The organism is Paenibacillus sacheonensis (assembly GCF_009909195.1).
In the GTDB taxonomy this organism is placed as follows: Bacteria; Bacillota; Bacilli; order Paenibacillales; family Paenibacillaceae; genus Paenibacillus_Z; species Paenibacillus_Z sacheonensis.
Window position 1 is genome coordinate 85,701 of sequence record NZ_JAAAMU010000023.1, and the last position, 16,934, is coordinate 102,634.

At 55.9% G+C, this 16,934-nt stretch carries 16 protein-coding genes and 1 pseudogene; 7 read left to right on the forward strand and 10 right to left on the reverse strand.

All coding sequences use genetic code 11. The features are described 5' to 3' along the window. Nucleotides 1-204 precede the first annotated feature (204 nt). Genes GT003_RS28085 through GT003_RS28100 form a run of 4 tightly spaced genes read left to right on the forward strand, consistent with a single transcriptional unit; the run spans nt 205 to nt 3,768 of the window. Nucleotides 205-1,170, forward strand: coding sequence for a metal ABC transporter solute-binding protein, Zn/Mn family (locus GT003_RS28085; RefSeq protein WP_161704260.1), 966 nt, complete (start codon nt 205-207; stop codon nt 1,168-1,170). Between the two features lie 20 nt (nt 1,171-1,190). Further along, a complete protein-coding gene (locus tag GT003_RS28090) occupies nt 1,191-1,955 on the forward strand; it encodes a metal ABC transporter ATP-binding protein (protein ID WP_161704262.1) in 765 nt (254 codons plus the stop codon). Nucleotides 1,956-1,960: 5 nt separating this feature from the next. Continuing rightward, entirely contained in the window at nt 1,961-2,896 is a 936-nt protein-coding gene (locus GT003_RS28095) for a metal ABC transporter permease (RefSeq protein WP_161704263.1), read from the forward strand. Then, on the forward strand, nt 2,893-3,768 hold the full coding sequence (locus GT003_RS28100) for a metal ABC transporter permease (protein WP_161704264.1): 876 nt from the start codon (nt 2,893-2,895) through the stop codon (nt 3,766-3,768). The genes GT003_RS28095 and GT003_RS28100 overlap by 4 nt, the downstream gene beginning before the upstream one ends. 70 nt (nt 3,769-3,838) lie before the next feature. On the opposite strand, the gene GT003_RS28105 is transcribed toward GT003_RS28100, so the two are convergent. From GT003_RS28105 to GT003_RS28115, 3 genes are read right to left on the reverse strand one after another with little or no spacing between them, the layout of a single operon-like run. Next, nucleotides 3,839-4,648: a glycosyltransferase family 2 protein gene (locus GT003_RS28105; protein WP_161704265.1), complete on the reverse strand. Its 810-nt coding sequence runs from the start codon at nt 4,646-4,648 to the stop codon at nt 3,839-3,841. Between the two features lie 28 nt (nt 4,649-4,676). Further along, complete coding sequence (locus GT003_RS28110) at nt 4,677-5,366, reverse strand: glycosyltransferase family 2 protein (RefSeq protein ID WP_161704266.1); 690 nt, start codon at nt 5,364-5,366, stop codon at nt 4,677-4,679. 1 nt (nt 5,367) lies between these two features. Continuing rightward, nucleotides 5,368-6,393 (reverse strand): glycosyltransferase family 4 protein, encoded by a 1,026-nt coding sequence (locus GT003_RS28115; RefSeq protein WP_161704267.1) that lies wholly within the window; start codon nt 6,391-6,393, stop codon nt 5,368-5,370. A gap of 191 nt (nt 6,394-6,584) precedes the next feature. On the opposite strand from GT003_RS28115, the gene GT003_RS28120 reads away from it, so the two are divergent. Together GT003_RS28120 and GT003_RS28125 are read left to right on the forward strand one after the other, a co-directional pair. Beyond that, complete coding sequence (locus GT003_RS28120; protein WP_161704268.1) at nt 6,585-7,577, forward strand: sugar phosphate nucleotidyltransferase; 993 nt, start codon at nt 6,585-6,587, stop codon at nt 7,575-7,577. Further along, nucleotides 7,574-8,869, forward strand: coding sequence for a UDP-glucose dehydrogenase family protein (locus GT003_RS28125; RefSeq protein WP_161704270.1), 1,296 nt, complete (start codon nt 7,574-7,576; stop codon nt 8,867-8,869). Before GT003_RS28120 ends, GT003_RS28125 begins: the two co-directional genes overlap by 4 nt. A 443-nt stretch (nt 8,870-9,312) precedes the next feature. On the opposite strand, the gene helD is transcribed toward GT003_RS28125, so the two are convergent. From helD to chrA, 5 genes and pseudogenes are all read right to left on the reverse strand, one after another. Continuing rightward, the gene (helD, locus tag GT003_RS28130) at nt 9,313-11,730 is read right to left on the reverse strand and encodes an RNA polymerase recycling motor HelD (RefSeq protein WP_161704272.1); all 2,418 of its coding nucleotides are present in this window, start codon (nt 11,728-11,730) and stop codon (nt 9,313-9,315) included. A 460-nt stretch (nt 11,731-12,190) separates the two neighbouring features. Then, nucleotides 12,191-12,652: a DUF6688 family protein gene (locus tag GT003_RS33085; RefSeq protein WP_428842607.1), complete on the reverse strand. Its 462-nt coding sequence runs from the start codon at nt 12,650-12,652 to the stop codon at nt 12,191-12,193. Next, nucleotides 12,653-12,951 (reverse strand): annotated as a pseudogene (locus tag GT003_RS33090) (DUF6688 domain-containing protein); the annotation flags it as partial. Between the two features lie 26 nt (nt 12,952-12,977). Further along, on the reverse strand, nt 12,978-13,367 hold the full coding sequence (locus GT003_RS28145; RefSeq protein ID WP_161704278.1) for a DUF6688 domain-containing protein: 390 nt from the start codon (nt 13,365-13,367) through the stop codon (nt 12,978-12,980). 311 nt (nt 13,368-13,678) lie between these two features. Then, nucleotides 13,679-14,857, reverse strand: coding sequence for a chromate efflux transporter (chrA, locus tag GT003_RS28150; RefSeq protein ID WP_161704280.1), 1,179 nt, complete (start codon nt 14,855-14,857; stop codon nt 13,679-13,681). 276 nt (nt 14,858-15,133) lie between these two features. Between chrA and GT003_RS28155 the strand changes: the two genes are divergently transcribed. Continuing rightward, a complete protein-coding gene (locus tag GT003_RS28155) occupies nt 15,134-15,685 on the forward strand; it encodes a VanZ family protein (protein WP_161704282.1) in 552 nt (183 codons plus the stop codon). Nucleotides 15,686-15,714: 29 nt separating this feature from the next. Here the strand turns inward: GT003_RS28155 and GT003_RS28160 are convergent, their stop codons facing one another. Beyond that, nucleotides 15,715-15,990, reverse strand: coding sequence for a LexA family protein (locus GT003_RS28160; protein ID WP_161704284.1), 276 nt, complete (start codon nt 15,988-15,990; stop codon nt 15,715-15,717). An 829-nt stretch (nt 15,991-16,819) separates the two neighbouring features. Further along, a partial coding sequence (locus GT003_RS28165) for an IS3 family transposase (protein WP_161704286.1) occupies nt 16,820-16,934 on the reverse strand: 115 nt, incomplete at its 5' end.

A 16,934-nucleotide genomic window follows, 5' to 3' on the forward strand; every position in this document is an offset into this window, starting at 1 on the left:
CTTAGGGAAACTTTTTGTTGTCAAGGAAACACTTTTGAAGTAAGATAACACTTAAGCAAGAGATGGCCATCTCTTTTTTTACCCCGAAAGTTTCCTTAGGTAAACTTAATTTCTCTAAGGAAAAATAGTTGTCCTGTGCAAAAACGCGAATCAGCTGCAGCGAGCATTGCGCAAAAAAACGCTACGGACGAGGAGAATGAAACGATGGAATTCCCGGCAAACGCAAGATCCGGCAGGAGGCTTCGACGGTTATTCGCGCTGATCTGCTTAGGCTGCTTGAGCATCGTGACCGCGTGCGGAAATACCGGAGCGCAGGAAGACGGGCACGCTGTCAAAGTGACCGCCACGATCGGCATGATCGCGGATGTCGTCCGGCAGATCGGCGGAGAGCACGTGGAAGTAACGGGACTAATGAAAGCAGGCGTAGACCCCCACTTGTACAAAGCCTCGCAAGGGGATATCAGGAAGCTGGATAAGGCGGATATCATCTTCTACAACGGACTGCATCTCGAAGGGAAAATGGTCGAGATCTTCGAGAAAATGGCCAAAGAGAAAACGACCGTCGCCGTGTCGGACAACATCGACCGCGCCGCGCTGCGAACCGGCGCCGAGAACGGAATGGCGAACACCGAGTACGATCCCCATATCTGGTTTAACGTGCAGCATTGGATGACCGCGGCGGAATCGATTCGGGACACCCTCGTCGGCCACGATCCGGAGCATGCCGCCGATTACCGCCGGAACGCGGAAGCCTATCTCGAGCAATTGCAGCAGCTGCATGACGACGTAACCAAGCGCCTGAACGCCCTTCCGGAGGAGAGCCGCATCCTGGTGACGGCACATGACGCATTCGGTTATTTCGGCGATGCCTATCGGCTGCAAGTCAAGGCGCTGCAAGGCATGAGCACCGCTTCCGAGGCCGGGACGAAAGACGTCACGGATCTGCGGGATTACCTGGTGGACAACAAGATCAAAGCGGTCTTTATCGAATCCAGCGTTCCCCGCAAGGCCATCGACGCCGTCATTCAAGGCGCGAAACAAAAAGGCCACGACGTCGTCATCGGCGGCCAGCTGTTCTCCGATGCCATGGGCGAAGAAGGCACGCCAGAAGGCACCTATATCGGGATGGTCCGGCACAACGTAGATACGATCGCGGCCGCGCTCAAATAAAGACGAAGGGAAGTGTGATCATGCCTGTACATCCGCTGACGATTCAAAACATGACGGTCGCTTACGAGAAGAAGCCCGTGCTGCGGGATATCTCCTTTCAGGTGCCGGAAGGCAAGCTGATCGGCATCGTCGGTCCGAACGGCGCCGGCAAGTCGACGCTGATCAAAGCCGCGCTGGAGTTGATTCCGAAGCTGTCCGGCGATGCAGCCATCTACGGAAAGCCCTATGCGGAGCAGCGCAAGCTGGTCGGATACGTGCCTCAGCGGGAATCCGTCGACTGGGACTTCCCCACGAACGCGCTCGATGTCGTGGCGATGGGACGTTACGGTCATCTGGGCTGGTTCAAGCGCCCCGGCGGCGTGGAGAAAAAATTGGCCATGGCGTGCCTGGCCAAGGTCGGCATGAGCGAATTCGCCGGTCGGCAGATCAGCCAGCTGTCCGGCGGCCAGCAGCAGCGCATCTTCCTGGCGCGCGCATTGGCGCAGGACGCCAAGCTTTATTTCATGGATGAGCCGTTCGTCGGCGTCGATGCGGCTACGGAGAAAGCGATCATCACCCTGCTGAACGAGCTCAAGATGCAGGGCAAGACCGTGCTGGTCGTCCATCATGACCTCGCGACGGTGCAAGAATATTTCGATTGGCTGATGCTGCTCAACGTAGAGCTCATCGCCTTCGGACCTACGGAGCAGACGTTCACGGCCGACAAGCTGCAGCAAGCATACGGCGGGAAATTAACGATGTTGGATCGAGACGGCCAATCGGCTTTGATCACGAGCGGGAGGTAGGGACGATGTCGGATTGGATGACCGTATTCGCGGACCCCAACGTGCAGTGGATCCTGTTCGGCTGCATGCTGCTCGGATTAAGTAGCGGCGTGATCGGCAGCTTCGCCTATTTGCGCAAGCAATCGTTGATGGGCGACGCCCTGGCGCATGCCGCGCTTCCCGGCGTCTGCATCGCTTTCATGCTGAGCGGATCCAAGTCGATCGCGCTCTTCCTGATCGGCGCCGCCGTCGCCGGCACTGCCGCGACCTTCGGCATCGGCTATATTACGCGCCACACGAGAATCAAACAAGACGCCGCCCTGGCCATCGTGCTCTCTACCTTCTTCGGCCTCGGCATCGTTCTGCTTACGCAAATCCAGCATAGCGGCAACGGCAATCAGAGCGGCCTGGATAAGTTCCTCTTCGGCCAAGCGGCTACGATGATGCAGAACGACGTATGGATCATGGCCATCATTTCCCTCGTTCTGATCGGCATCAGCACGCTGTTGTTCAAGGAATTCAAGCTGCTCAGCTTCGATCCCGGATTTGCCCGCGGCATCGGTTATCCCGTCGCATTCCTGGATCAGCTGATCATGTTTCTCCTGGTCGTTGCGGTCGTAGCCGGCATTCAAGCCGTAGGCGTCGTGCTAATGGCCGCCCTCCTGATCACGCCCGCGGTGTCCGCCAGATATTGGACGGAGAGGCTCGGGTTCATGGTCGCGCTCTCCGGAATGTTCGGCGCGCTTAGCGGCCTGGCGGGTACGTTCATCAGTTCGACCGGCAATAATCTGCCGACCGGCCCCCTGATCGTGCTTGTCGCGACTGCCGTCTTCTTCTTCTCCGTCCTGGCCGCCCCGCGGCGGGGCATTCTCTCCAAGCTGCTGCTGCGCGCATCGGCCCGCAGCCAAGCGAGACAGGAACAAGTCATTCTTCAAGCGGTTCGAAGGGAGCAGGATCGATGAGTACGTTATGGATCATTCTAACCGGCGCGCTCGTGGCCAGCACATGCGGCATCGTCGGTTGTTTCCTCGTCCTGCGCAGAATGGCCATGATCGGCGATGCGATCAGCCATTCCGTGCTGCCGGGCATCGTCATCGCTTTTCTGATCAGCGGATCGCGGGACTCCCTCTTCATGCTGCTCGGCGCGGCGGTCCTTGGCCTCGTTACGGTATTCCTCATCCAGCTGTTCCATCAGAGCGGGGTTCAGTCGGATGCTTCGATCGGCGTCGTGTTCACCGCGCTCTTCGCGGTCGGCGTCGTTCTCGTCAGCATGTATACCAAGCATATCGATCTCGATCTCGACTGCGTGCTCTATGGAGAAATCGCTTATGTGCCTTGGAATACGATCCAGCTGGCCGGAATCGACATCGGGCCGAAGGCGGTATGGGGCGTCGGCCTGGCGCTGCTTCTTACCATCCTTCTGATCTCCGTCTTCTACAAGCAGTTCAAGCTCTGCTCCTTCGATCCCGCCTTGGCCGCGGCCGTGGGCATACCGGTGGCGCTCTTCCACTACTTGCTCATGGGGCTCGTATCCGTCAGCACCGTCGCTTCGTTCGAGAGCGTCGGCGCGATTCTGGTCGTCGGCATGCTGGTCGTTCCTCCGGCTGCGGCTTACCTGCTCACGGAACGGCTGAGCCGGATGATCGTTTACAGCGTCGTCATCGGCTGCTTCAGTTCCGTGCTCGGTTATTATGCGGCCCACCTCCTGGATGCTTCGATCGCGGGCTGCATGATCAGCGTCGCCGGCGTCATCTTCCTGCTCGCCCTTCTCTTCTCGCCGGGACACGGCATCGTATTCCGCAAATGGAATCGGAGGCAGCAGCTGAGCTCGTGACAGCCGGCTAAGCTCCGGCACCAGCACAAATACACCTCAATGACCTTAACAAAGTCATTGAGGTGTTTGTCTATCCATTTCGATTCGCTCGGCGCCGCGCCCGCACGTTGTTCGCTGCGCTCGCGTTTCTCGGCTTCATGCCGTCCGGCAAGGGCAGAAGGTCGAACGAGCGGTCGACATGCGGCTTGAAGTCCTGCGTTCGGATGATCGATGCTCCTTTGGATGCGAGCAGCTGCTGCTCCGAGATCCGCCACGTATGCGATTTTCGGTTCGCGCGGCGGCAGCCGGCGAAGTTGTAAGACGATGCCGTGTATACTTTGAAGCCCTTCTTGAGGCAGGCTCGAACGAAGCGCGCGTCGGATCCGGCAACCACCTTCGTCGAGAAGGCGACCTTCTTGAACACCCGCTTGCGGAACATGATCGTGGGTCCCGCGATACGCCTGCACCGGCTGTACGGCTTTACGGCCGTCTTGCGCAGCAGCAGGAGAGAACGGTGAGGGAAGAAGAAATAAGTGGAACGCTTGCCGACGATATCCGCGTTCCTCTTATGGAATACAAGCATGGATTCATCGAGATAGTGAGGCGAGTAGTAGTCATCGTCATCGAATTTGGCGATATACGGATACTTGGCGCGGGCCACCGCGTAATTCAGGCACGCGCCCAGATTCCTGCGCTCGTCGACGCGATAGACGCGGACGTTGGCGTGCTGCTTTGCCAGCTCCAGGTAAGGCTGCATGGCGATGGCGTTGTCGTTGAGAATCACGATGAGCTCCTTGACCGGCCACTGCTGGCGCGCGTAATTGTCGAACAAGTTGCCCATTAGGTCTTTCCGAATCGTCGAGGTAATAATCGTTACGCCTGCCTCTGTGCTCGCGGACATCGTCCGTGCCCCCTATGTGAAGGATCCTCTAGTTGACATAAGGCCTGTAATTCTTCGTCCTGCGAACAAGCCTGCACTGCGACATGTAGCGGAGCGTGGATTTCTTCTGCGTATGGCTGCTCCAGTTCTTTCTTCGAATGCATACATAGTGACGCTTGGATACGGAATAGACGCGGAAGCCTCTGCGGACGCAGCGGCCGAGCCAGCCGGAATCGGTGCCGTTCTTCTTGAATTCGGGGAACGGGACGCGCTTCCAGACCGATTTCTTGAAGACCAGCGTGCCGCCCTTGACGCTGCGCCTGTAGCTCCATTCCCGGCCGCGGCGGAACACCATGAGCGCCTGCTTCGACTTGAAGTAGAGATAGGCGGTATGCTTGCCGACGATGGACGCCCAGCCCTGCTTGATCGCCCGCGCGGTCTCGCTCAGAAACTTGGGCCCGTAATAATCGTCGTCGTCGAACTTGGCGATCAGGCCGTCCTCGGCCAGATTGATGGCGTAATTCAAGCACTTGCCGAGCATGTATTTCTGGGGAAGCTGGTAGACGCGCACCTCGTTCTCCGGATATTGGCTCGCCCGCTGCCGATAGAGCTCGATATCCATCTTGTCGTTGTTCAGGACGATGATCATTTGTTTATCCTGCCAGAGCTGCCGGTCGTAATTCTCGAATACGTTGTCGATGCAGGAGGATCTCATCGTACAGGCGATCACGGTGATCATCTTAGCCCCCATCTCCGGTCGGCGCCGACTGAAGCTTGGCTTTGCGCCGGTTCCATAAAGTATTCTTTTTGATTTTGTACAAGTTCTTGTTGATGACCCTCTTGTACAGCTTCAGGAACGAATCCGTCATGACGACGTCGGAGTAACGGGTTCTGGCATAACGCCTCAATGCGCGGGCCGACGGCAGCCGTTTGCGGTTTCTGACCTTCGCCGCCATGCCTGTCGTGGTCTTGCATAAGAGCCGCGGCATGCCGCGAAGCACCTCGGCCACGCCGCCCTTGTTGAAGCCGAGCACCGGCGTGCCGCTCGCCATCGATTCCACGAGGACGAGCCCGAACGGTTCATCCCAGGTCGACGTGAACAGGACGCAGCTGGCATTGGCGAGCAGCTCGTGCTTGCGGTCTCCGCCCACGGGACCGACGTAGCGGATTCGTTTCCCCAGATGCGGTTTGATTTTGGCGTTATAGTATTTCTTGTCGTTCAGCGTGCCGGCGATGATGAGCCGTCTGCCCGTCTTCTTGGCCACCTTGATGGCCAGGTGCACGCCCTTCTCCTTGATCAATCTGCCCAGGAAGAGCAGGTATTTCCGCTTGGCGGTTTTGAACGTGTAGTCGTCCATGCGGATCCCGTTGTAGACCGCGTAGCCTTTTCGTTTCCCGTATTTGCGCAGGATGAACTTGCTGACGTATACGCGAATCTGCACGTTCGACTTGATTCCTTTGGAATGGGACTGGCAGATGGTCGGAATCGGCGGATTCGCTTTGGCGACGATGCCGTAATGATCGTGAATGATATCCACGCCTTCCGGCATGTTTTTTATAATGAAGTCGAGCTGTTTTTTCGGATCATCCGATTCGTATTCGAACGTTCGGGTCGCATTCGAGGTCGAGCCCTTCTTGGCGAACAGAAACACCTCATGCCCCCGCTTGACCAATTCCTCCGTCAAATAGTGAACGTCACGCTGCGTACCCCCGTAATTCTTCGGCGGGACGGGAATCGTATTCGTCGAGATTTGCGCAATTCTCAAATGTCCCACAGCTCCTTAGGTCAGTGTCCTCTATAGGCATTTCTTTGTAGGATATGAATGGACTCCTGTGCAGGGCACGGCGCTTTCATCAAATTCAGCACTAATATTACCCGCGCGTAGCATATGGCCTATACCAAGTGAAAGCCATTTTCATAGAATAATAGCAGTTGATCAAGAGGGGAGAGAGGCTGTTGAAGGGATTGATTCTCTGTGCAGGGAAAGGAAGCCGTTTATATCCGTTTACCTACAGTCGGCCGAAGACGCTTATACCTGTCGCAAATACACCTCTGCTGCAATTATCGATCGTGAAATTAATGGAGCTCGGCATAGATCAAGTCGGCATTGTCATTCATCCATCTCAGGAAGCGGGCATTCGGGGCCAATTCGGAGAGGGCGAGGCGCTTGGCATTTCGATCTCGTACATCTATCAGCATGAAGCCAAAGGTATCGCTCATGCGGTCAAGCAAGCGCAGGCGTACATCGCGGACGAAGCGTTCTTGCTGCTTCTGGGGGATAATTTGATTTCCTCCTCGTTATCCGCGCTGAAAGGCGACATCGAGCTTGGCGGGGTACAAGCATCCCTGCTGCTCGCGGAAGTCGCGGCTCCGCAGGATTACGGCATTGCGGAAATTCAGGACGAGCGCATCGTCGGTCTCGAAGAGAAGCCGGCGAAGCCCAAGTCCAACCTGGCGGTGCTTGGCGCGTATGCGTTCACGAAGGCTATTTTCGCCGCGATCGACGAGATTCGGCCTTCCAAGCGGGGCGAGTACGAAATTACGGATGCGATTCAGCGGTTGATCGAGAAGGGGCAGCAAGTCGCCTATCGCGTGACCGATCAGTTGAACATCGACGTCGGCACGATGGACCGGTGGTTGAAGGCCAATCAGAAATTGCTGGGCGCGGATGCGTCGATGAGTCGGATACACGAGTCCGCCGTGCTGGAGCGATGCACGATCGTGGAGCCGGTATCGATCGATAAGGACTGCGTGCTGAAAGATTCCCAGGTCGGCCCGTACGTGTCGGTGGGCGCGGGATCCATGCTGGAAAACTGTCTGATCGAGAACAGCATTATTTTAAACGGGGTCCATGCACAAAACCTTCCCTTCCCGTTGAAAAATGTCATCATCGGCGAGCATTCCATCGTCACCGGTGTGCACAAAGATGAAGGAGTGAATGAACCTTGAACATTTTGATAATCGGTACGGGTTACGTTGGAGCCACGACCGCCATGGTTTTTGCCGAATCGGGTTGGCAGGTCACGGGACTGGATATCGATGCCGGCAAAATCGAACGGCTGAGGCAGGGACGCCTGCATTTCCACGAGCCCGGCCTTGAAGAGCTGATCGCCAAGCATGTGCGCAGCGGCCGCTTGCTCTTCACGACGGACAAAAAGACCGCGATCGCCGAGCACGACGTCATTTATATTTGCGTCGGAACGCCCTCGCGGCCGGACGGCAACGCGGACCTGCGCTATATTCAGCAAGCGGCCGAGGATATCGGCTTCTTCATGAACGGCTACAAGCTGGTCGTCACCAAGAGCACCGTCCCCGTAGGAACGCAGGAGCAGATCAAATCATGGATCGAAGCCGCGCAGCAACAGCCCTATCGCTTCGATGTCGCTTCCAATCCCGAATTCTTGAGGGAAGGCAAAGCCGTGGAGGATGCCCTGCGGCCGGACCGCATCGTCATCGGCACGGACAGCGCGAGGGCGACGGAGCAGCTTCAGCTGCTGTACAAGTCGTTTCATTGCCCTTGGATCATCACGAAGCCGCGGACCGCGGAGCTGATCAAGTACGCATCCAATGCTTTTCTCGCCACGAAAATCTCGTATATGAACGAGCTTGCGCGATTATGCGACGAACTGGAAGTCAACGTCAACGAGGTCGCGGACGGGATGGGACTGGATCCGCGGATCGGCCCAAGCTTCCTTCAAGCCGGTCTGGGTTACGGAGGCTCCTGCTTTCCGAAGGACGTCTCGGAGCTGGTCATGACCGCGAGGAAGCACGAAGTGCATCTTCGCATCCTGGACCAAGTGATGGACGTCAACCGCATGCAGTTCGCTTATTTGCTCGATAAGGCAAGGACGCGGCTTGGGGAATTGAAGGACAAGAACATCGCGGTGCTGGGACTGGCGTTCAAACCGGATACGGACGACATACGGGAAGCGCCTGCGCTCCGGATGATCCGCGAGCTGCTGCTCGAACAGGCCCGTGTCAGGTTATTCGATCCTGTCGCGAAATTGCCGGCTCATCCATTCTATGAGACGGTGGCCGTATGCGCCTCGGCGGAAGAAGCCCTGCTGAACGCGGACGCGGTCATCCTCTGCACCGAATGGACGGCGTTCGGGCAGCTGAACTGGGAGAACGCGAAGCCGCTCCTCGGGCAGCCCAATTTCTTCGACGGGCGCAATATGATGGACGCCCAGCGGATGCGGGGCATGGGTTATTACTATCAGGGCATCGGTACGGATCATTGAGCGCAGCGGATGTTTTCCGGCGATCAATTTCCTCCACGTCACAGATCCAAAAACAGCCTTGGCCGCTTTGCGGCCAAGGCTGTTCCATGTAGAGATTCCGCTGCTTCTTAAGAGAGTTAAGCAAGGCGGCGGAAACCTCCAATCGTTCAACGTGAATTCGGACTGAGGTCTAACGGTTGTCAGCGCTACTATTTCTCGAAAAATACGGCTAAATAAATGCTAACGATTCTGACAGACGTTATTGGGCATAGAGGCGCTGATTTACACGGGAAAATCTCGCAATAAGCCTCCTGACAACCGTTAGCCATATAGGAGAGGCATTTGGGGCCGATTAGTGATCCCTACAACCGTTAGCCGCAAGCGTTTATGTTTTAGGCTTATTTTTCGCAAACATGACTGTAATCTTTGCGTCGGCGATCGGCAACCCTATACAGCAGCTCATTTCAATAGCCTGCCGCTTCGTACAATTCCGCAGGCTGCGACTGCACGAACGGCGACCAATCGCCCGTCGTATACAGCTGAAGCTGATGCATGGCCCGCGTGCATGCCGTGTAGAGCAGCTTCCGTTCGTTATCCCGTCCGTAAGCTTCCGGCGAAGCATCGTAGATCAAGACGGCATCGAACTCGACGCCCTTGGCGAGATACACGGGAATGACCATCACGCCCTTCTCGAATTCCGGCGTCTCCTTCGTAATGAGCCGCAGCTCCTCGCATCCATAGGCCCGCAGCGATTCATGCGCATCCCGGCTGTCGGCCGCGGTCTTCGTGATGACGGCGATCGAATCAAAGCCCTCGGCCTTGAGCGCCGAGATGTCCGCGACGATCTGCGCATCTCGCTGCTCCCCGTCGTCCAGCTTCGAGAGCAGCGGCTTGCGGCCTCTGCGTTCAAACGCTTGAATCTCTTCCCCGCCGGGCAGCATCGCTCTCGTGAATTCAACGATCTCTTTGGTGGAACGATAACTCCGTACCAGGCGGATCAGGCTCGTATCGGCTTCGCCGAACAGACGAATCAGCGGCGAATCCGCGGCGTCCAGGCTTGTCGCCTGCATGTAGATGGCTTGCCCGAAATCGCCGAGCACCGTCATGCGGGCACGCGGAAACAGCTTTTTGAGATATTCGTACTGAAATGCCGAATAATCTTGGCCTTCGTCTATGAAGACATATTTGATTTCCGTGTTCATGCGTACGCCTTCGACCAGTTCCTTCACGTACAAATACGGCGTCGCATCCTCGTAGAACAGCTCGTTCCGGTTCAGCATTTCCTTCGTTTGCTCGCAAATCTTGGCCCACAGCGGCGGAAGGCCGGCTCCGTTCGTCCGTTCCCGGTAAGCGGCTTCGCCCTCGAACAGTTGGCCGTATAAGGCTTTGACGTCCACGAACGCGAATTTCTTCACGCTCTTTCTCAGCGGCTTGAACAGACCCTGCACGATCTTCCGGCGGAGCAGTTCTTCTTCCTTCAAGCCGTAGTCGAAGTCGCCTTCATCTGCCCGGCGCTTCTTGTTGATTCGCTCGCGAGCCGAGACGTACGTCTCGGCCAGGTCGAAGAGCTCCTTCTCTTGGTGCAGCATGCCGAAGGCTTCCACGTACTGATCCGTGTCGAGATAGTTCAGCTCTTCCTCTACCCAATCCGCTTCCCGTTCCTTGCGTTCCAGCAGCGTCAATTCGTTCAGCAGCCACTCCTGCAAGAGAATGACGCGATTGATCAGCGGCAGGGAACGGTCATAACCATAGAATTCGGATCTCATCCGCTCCGCGGTAATCACCTCGCGGTCACGCATCCGAATACCGGTGAACTGCATGCCTTCGCGTCCCAGCCACAGGCCATAGTTCTGCAAAGCCTGCAGGAAAGCCTCGGAGGATTTGTACGCGATGCCTTGAAGCCGCGCCTCGTACCCCGGCGTTCCTTGGGCGGTCAGTACGTATTCGATCTGATCGAACGGATCCTCCGGCCGCAGCGAGGCGCCCAGCCAATAGTCGAGAAATTCTTGATACGTCGTCTGCTGCATATTCTCTTCGCCGAGCTCAGGCAGGACCGTGGAGATATAGCTGGCGAACATCGGATTCGGCGAGAAGAGCACGATCTGGTCGGCCCTGATGGACTGCCGGTGTTTGTACAGCAAGTAGGCCACCCGCTGCAAGGCCGCGGAAGTCTTGCCGCTGCCGGCCGCCCCCTGCACGATTAACATGCGGCTTTTGTCATCGCGGATAATGGCGTTCTGTTCCTTCTGGATGGTAGCCACGATGCTCTTCATCTGCGAATCCGCGCCTTTGCCGAGCACCTGCTGCAGCAGCTCGTCTCCGATCGTTTCGCTCGCGTCGAACATGTTGTTGATTTGTCCGTTTTGAATCTGATACTGCCGTTTGAGCTCCATCGTTCCTTCAATCCGTCCAGTCGGCGTGACATAAGACGCAGGCCCGGGCGAATAATCGTAATACAAGCTCGCGATCGGCGTACGCCAGTCGTAGATCAAGAAGCTCAATCCGTCTTCGTCGATGAAGGAGGATACGCCGATGTAGATCTGCTCGCTGAGGCTCAGCCCATCCTCCTGAAAATCGATACGCCCGAAATAAGGAGACGGGAGCAGACGGGTCATGTTTCGCCATTTCTCCGTCAACAGCTTATGTCCGCGCTCGCGTTCGGCCAACAGCGCCGACTGCTGATTAATATTATGAAAGGTTTCCTCGAAATCCTCGTCCGTCGCCGTATTGATCGTCACTTCTTCCCAGAAGCGCCTGCGGATGTCCGTCGCCTGATCGTGCAGCCCGGCAACCTCCGGCTCCAGTTCGGCGATTCTCGCCTCCAGCTTGTTCCTGACCAGCTCGAGCCGCTCTTGTTCCTGCTGCCATTGCTTGTTTTCCATCTGTTCTGAACACACTCCTTTTTCCGAATTTGCGGGGTAAAAAAGAGCATTGACAATTCAAAGTTCCAGGTGTACAATTAAAGTAGGAAAAGAACTGAGTACGCCTATATTTTAAAATGTCAGTAGCGCTAATGATTATATCATAGCGTTATTTTTCGTTCAATCGTTTTTTGTGCCCCTTTTTATAGCAGCCTTATGGAATTCGCTTGGGGCTTCTTCACCCATACGATCGTTAAAGCAAAACCCGGAAGCGGCGCACTTATCGAAGTGTCCCGCCTCCGGTTTTTGGTTTCTATAGGCTGATGGCAGCACGCAGCTGATATGGAGCTGGGAGATTTGGACGATGCACCGGGCGCTTCCCCATTAACTCGTCAGCTTCAAACAGTCGCGAATACGCGAACCGCAGCATTCCCCCATTATTTTCCGCGATACGGTCTCGTTCATTCTCGTACTTCCGACTTTATCCTATCCGATTGGCGTCCGGTCGCGCGCTCGCTTTTCTACCGAAGCCGCTGTATTGCGCTTGAATCCGATCTTCCGGGCGGCGGTCGACGGTGTACAGGACGAGCAGGAAAAACCATTCCAGCGGCTTCATCGCCAAGTAGACGACATCCGCCGCCAACTGCGAGCGAATATGCCGGCTTACCGGATATCCCCAGCTGTCGTATAGTCGTCGAATCATCCGGTGGCTTGCAGGCATGTGCTGTTCCAGCACGTTCTCGAACGCATTCGCGATGAGCAGCTGACGGTTCACCGTGATGGGTTCGCCATGCCGGATTCCCGCCCGAAGCGGCTTGACGAGGCGGCGGTGTCCCCGAGCGGCGACGGTGCACAAATAATGGCCGTCTCCCGCCACCATTTCCGGCGGCGGCGCGGGCAGCCTCGACAAATGGAAGCTGCTCGTCTCCAGAAACGCCCGCATGACGCCATCCGGCCGCTGCCGAACAAGACCAGTATCATCTGCACGACCAGCTGGACAGGAAACATCAGCGCGAACCACAGCGCCGGAAATCTCCGGCTGCGCTTGACGATGAAGCGATGCAGCGGCCGCTGCCAGTCGGGCATCGTCTCCGCCTCCTCCATGTTTCCGAACGCCTTCCATACGTCAAGCGAACGCTTGAGCTGCGCCAGGTAAAGCAGGCTGGTCGTCAAGCTTCCGGTTTGAAGAAGCAGCACGGAGAAGATCTCATTGAATTCAAGATCGGAAATGCCGGTATGCATAAAATAGACGACCGTTAATGAAATGCCTACACCAGAAAAACGTTGCAGCACGTGTAGACGATCGGAGAAAGCCGACTATGATGGATTCTTAGCAGCCAGTAGGAAAAGAAGCCGAGCAGCCAGTCTGCGCAAAGCACGGCACTGTGCTTGCCGGACAAAGAAGCATAAGCATAGAGCGGCTCTCCGTTGTCCGAGTATCTTTGCAAAGGCGAACCGCCCGGCACCCCTTTCATATCGGCCAAGAAGCCGATGAGCACCAGAAACGAAGCAATTCCGAACAGCACGACGTCCACGAACCGAGCTGCCGTCAATTCTTCGCCTCGTTCGCGTTCTCCTGGCTTTCGCGCGAACGCAAACACGGCCCGAACGAGGGCGAAGAACGCCAAGAGAAGAAATGGAGAATAAAATAGCAGCATGCAGTCGATCCTCCTTCCGTTTCCATACGGCACAGCTCGCGCTACTAGCGCGCGTTACGCTGCACATGGGCCGCCGATTAACAGCCGACCCTTTATGGAGTCCATGATACGTGGAAGGGACAGCCCGAAAAAGAGAAAGATCATCGACTGCAATTTCCTATTATTGTCTTCTGGGAATGTTACGGATTAGAAGATCTCATTTATCCAAAATAGCAGCCGCCTGGGACAAGTAATAACGTCCTGGACCGCTGCTGTTTTGTTGTATAACGCCATGGATGGACATCGCTTGATTCGCCAATTCGCCATGCCACCTAGATGTAAGTCAGCGCAATGCCGCCAAGCGCAGACACGGCGACGACGACCCATGGCGGCAGCTTCCACGCGACCAGCAGCCCGAAAGCGATCAGCGCCAGGGCGAAATCGGATCCGGTATGGATGGCGCTCGTCCAGACGGGATCGTAGAGCGCCGCCGTCAGTATGCCGACGACGCCGGCGTTAATGCCCGAGAGCGCCGACCGAAAGGCCGGCTTCGAGCGGATGACGTTCCAGAACGGCAGCGCCCCCGCGACAAGCAAGAAAGCCGGCAGGAAGATCGCGGCTACCGCGAGCAGGCCGCCGGCGATGCCGTTCGGAGCAGGCCCGGACACGAAGCCGAGGTACGCGGCGAGCGTGAATAACGGGCCGGGCACCGCCTGTGCCGCGCCGTACCCGGCAAGGAATTGGCCGTCGGTCATCCAGCCCGCCGGCACGACGCTCTGCTGCAGCAGCGGCAGTACCACGTGGCCGCCTCCGAAGACGAGCGCGCCCGCGCGATAGAAGCTGTCGAACAGCGCGAGCCCGTGGCCCGCGACAGCAGTCCGCAGCAGCGGGAGCGCCAGCAGCAGTACGCCGAACGCCGCGAGGAAATACGCGCCGGTCCGGCGGCTGATCGTGGACGGCAGCGGCTCTGACAGTTGAGCGTCGTTCGCGCGCAGGCAGCGCCAGCCGAGCAGACCCGACGCCGCGATAATCCCCGCCTGGACGAAAGGCGAAGGAACGAGCAGCGCCGCGACGGCGGAGGCAATCGCGATGGCGGCCGTCGCTTTCCCATTCGCCAGCTTTGCCGCCATGCCCCAAACGGCCTGCGCGACGACGGCGACAGCGGCGATCATAAGCCCGTGCAGCCAGCCGGCGTCAGTGACATCCAATCCTTGCAGCACGTAAGCGAAAGCGAGCAGGAGGACGACGGACGGCAGCGTAAAGCCGACCCATGCGAGCAGCCCGCCGAGCAGGCCCGCTCGTCCGATACCGATGGCAATGCCTACCTGGCTGCTCGCCGGTCCGGGGAGGAACTGGCAGAGCGCGACCAGATCCGCGTAGCTCTCCTCCGTCAGCCACCGGCGCCGCTTCACGTATTCCTCGCGAAAATACGCCAAATGCGCGATCGGGCCGCCGAAAGACGTCAGCCCGAGGCGGAAGGATACCTTCAGTACCTCCAACAACCGATTCATATCTTCCGTCTCCTTCCGAGTTGATAAAAGCAAAACTCAGCCTTGATTATCGCAAGTGTTTGTTCGCTCCGTGTTAAGGAGACGGAAATCTTCGAAAAATCGCGTCCGAACCGAAACTAACGATGAACGAATCCCAGCGGAATGGTATAATAACTTTTCTGCGCATGACCGTTTTTACTTGCGAAGTTAAGAAATAATTAAGATTTCGCACCAACATCATTTAAGCAAATTACGGTATGATCTATCTGGCCGTGAAAGATAAAAAAGGGGATAGCGATGCGTAAATTAGAACGAGTGAAAGCATTTTTCTTATATGTCGTTTTCCTTTGTTACATCCTGTTACTAATTAAAATCTTGTTCTTATCGAGAGTTTCGTTCGCGGAGCTGTTCGATCGCCACAGGACGGCAGTCAGGTCGGTCAATCTCATCCCTTTTTGCAGCATAAGCGAATTCTTATCCGGCAGCTCTAGGAATTTAAAGGATTTCGCATTCGCGAACGTGGTCGGCAATATCCTTATTTTCTTCCCCCTTGGCGTATATTCGTCTGTGTTGAGTAACCATACACGCGTAAGAAGCCATCTCTTGCGTATAATTGCAGCGAGCGTAGTCGTTGAGATCATCCAGGGCCTGCTGGCGATCGGGACGGCGGATATCGATGACGTCATCCTAAATTCATTAGGAGGATGGATTGGTATTGCAGTATACAAGCTCTTATTACTCCTGTTGCGAAACAAGAAGAACGTACATACTGCTGTTGTACTACTGTCCGTTATCGTAGGCTTGCCGGTCATATTCTATTATTTATTCATGATCAAGATGAGATTCTGAACAGCCAACCCGCCGGATCCATGCGTCGCTTACTTGTAAATATAATCGCTTCTCTTTTCATGAAGTAGTCTGGCGTACTCGCTCACGACAAAATCGGACCGTAGCACGTTCAACGTTCTCGACTCGCCGCTCACCCAATCGACCACCCCTTCTTCTTTTAATTTCTTAAGATGCGCATAGACGGTGGAGCGGTTCCTCAGACCGACGAAATTACGGATTTCGTCCACGGTCGGAGGCATTCCGCGCTTGTTTTGATAATTCAGGATCGAGCAGGCAATCTCAAGACTCTTTTGCGATAAACGCATACTCACGCCTCCCATATAGGAACATATGTTCTCATTGTAATACTGGAGGCGCTGCTTATCAAGAGGAATAAAACAGCAACCGACCGTTAGGCGGTCGCTTTCCACCTGTAGAGAGACCCCTGTTTCTTCGAAACGGCGGGTTTCTCTTACGTTTCCGGTTCGATTGCCGCGCCTTCGGAGGGCGGATTCATCCTCCGAAGCCGAATATTCAACGTGAAGAATTCCGGTTGACGCCTAACGGTTGTCAGCGTCGTTATTTCACGATTAAAGCTGCAAATAAAACGCTAACGTTTGTGACAGACGTTATTGGGCATCTTGAGGCGGATTTGAACGAAAAATCTCGCAATAAGCCTCCTGGCAATCGTTAGCGTTATAAAACTGGCGTTCTGAGCCGATTAGCTTCCCCCACAACCGTTAGCAGCTGCAGGGCGTTTACGTTCATTATCGCAAGCAGAACAATAACGGCATGCATCGCAATCTGCAGTTCTATGGCAACAATGAGCGACGCATTGGCAACTATAGCAACATCCGTGGCTCGTCCCCTATAGCAACAATCTGCGGCTCATTGTCCTCTATAGCAACAATTATGGCAACAATGAGCGACTCATTGGCCCAATAGCAACCATCTGCGGCTCGTCCTCTATAAACCATCTGCGGCCCATTGGCCCAATAGCAACATTCCGCGGCTCTTCCTCAATAGCAACAATCAGCGGCTCGTCCTCAATAGCAGCAATCGGAGACCCATTGGCGTTCCGCGATAACGAATCGCGACATGCGGAAAAAGCAGCCGACCAGGTGAAGTGACCCCAAAAAGTTAGACATATTTTATTTAGGCAACTTGCAGGGCATGAGTTCGGTATTGTACCGGACTCATGCCTTTTAGTTTGGACTTGATTCGTTTGTGATTGTAGTACGCCATGTATTGTGCAAGCTCTTGCTTGAAA

What these genes read in the sequence shown, in the direction of transcription:
- GT003_RS28085 (WP_161704260.1), top strand. Translation starts at nt 205, where the DNA reads ATGGAATTCCCGGCAAACGCAAGATCCGGCAGGAGGCTTCGACGGTTA.
- GT003_RS28090 (WP_161704262.1), top strand. Translation starts at nt 1,191, where the DNA reads ATGCCTGTACATCCGCTGACGATTCAAAACATGACGGTCGCTTACGAG.
- GT003_RS28095 (WP_161704263.1), top strand. Translation starts at nt 1,961, where the DNA reads ATGTCGGATTGGATGACCGTATTCGCGGACCCCAACGTGCAGTGGATC.
- GT003_RS28100 (WP_161704264.1), top strand. Translation starts at nt 2,893, where the DNA reads ATGAGTACGTTATGGATCATTCTAACCGGCGCGCTCGTGGCCAGCACA.
- GT003_RS28105 (WP_161704265.1), bottom strand. Translation starts at nt 4,648, where the DNA reads ATGTCCGCGAGCACAGAGGCAGGCGTAACGATTATTACCTCGACGATT.
- GT003_RS28110 (WP_161704266.1), bottom strand. Translation starts at nt 5,366, where the DNA reads ATGATCACCGTGATCGCCTGTACGATGAGATCCTCCTGCATCGACAAC.
- helD (WP_161704272.1), bottom strand. Translation starts at nt 11,730, where the DNA reads ATGGAAAACAAGCAATGGCAGCAGGAACAAGAGCGGCTCGAGCTGGTC.
- GT003_RS33085 (WP_428842607.1), bottom strand. Translation starts at nt 12,652, where the DNA reads ATGCGGGCGTTTCTGGAGACGAGCAGCTTCCATTTGTCGAGGCTGCCC.
- GT003_RS28145 (WP_161704278.1), bottom strand. Translation starts at nt 13,367, where the DNA reads ATGCTGCTATTTTATTCTCCATTTCTTCTCTTGGCGTTCTTCGCCCTC.
- chrA (WP_161704280.1), bottom strand. Translation starts at nt 14,857, where the DNA reads ATGAATCGGTTGTTGGAGGTACTGAAGGTATCCTTCCGCCTCGGGCTG.
- GT003_RS28155 (WP_161704282.1), top strand. Translation starts at nt 15,134, where the DNA reads ATGCGTAAATTAGAACGAGTGAAAGCATTTTTCTTATATGTCGTTTTC.
- GT003_RS28160 (WP_161704284.1), bottom strand. Translation starts at nt 15,990, where the DNA reads ATGCGTTTATCGCAAAAGAGTCTTGAGATTGCCTGCTCGATCCTGAAT.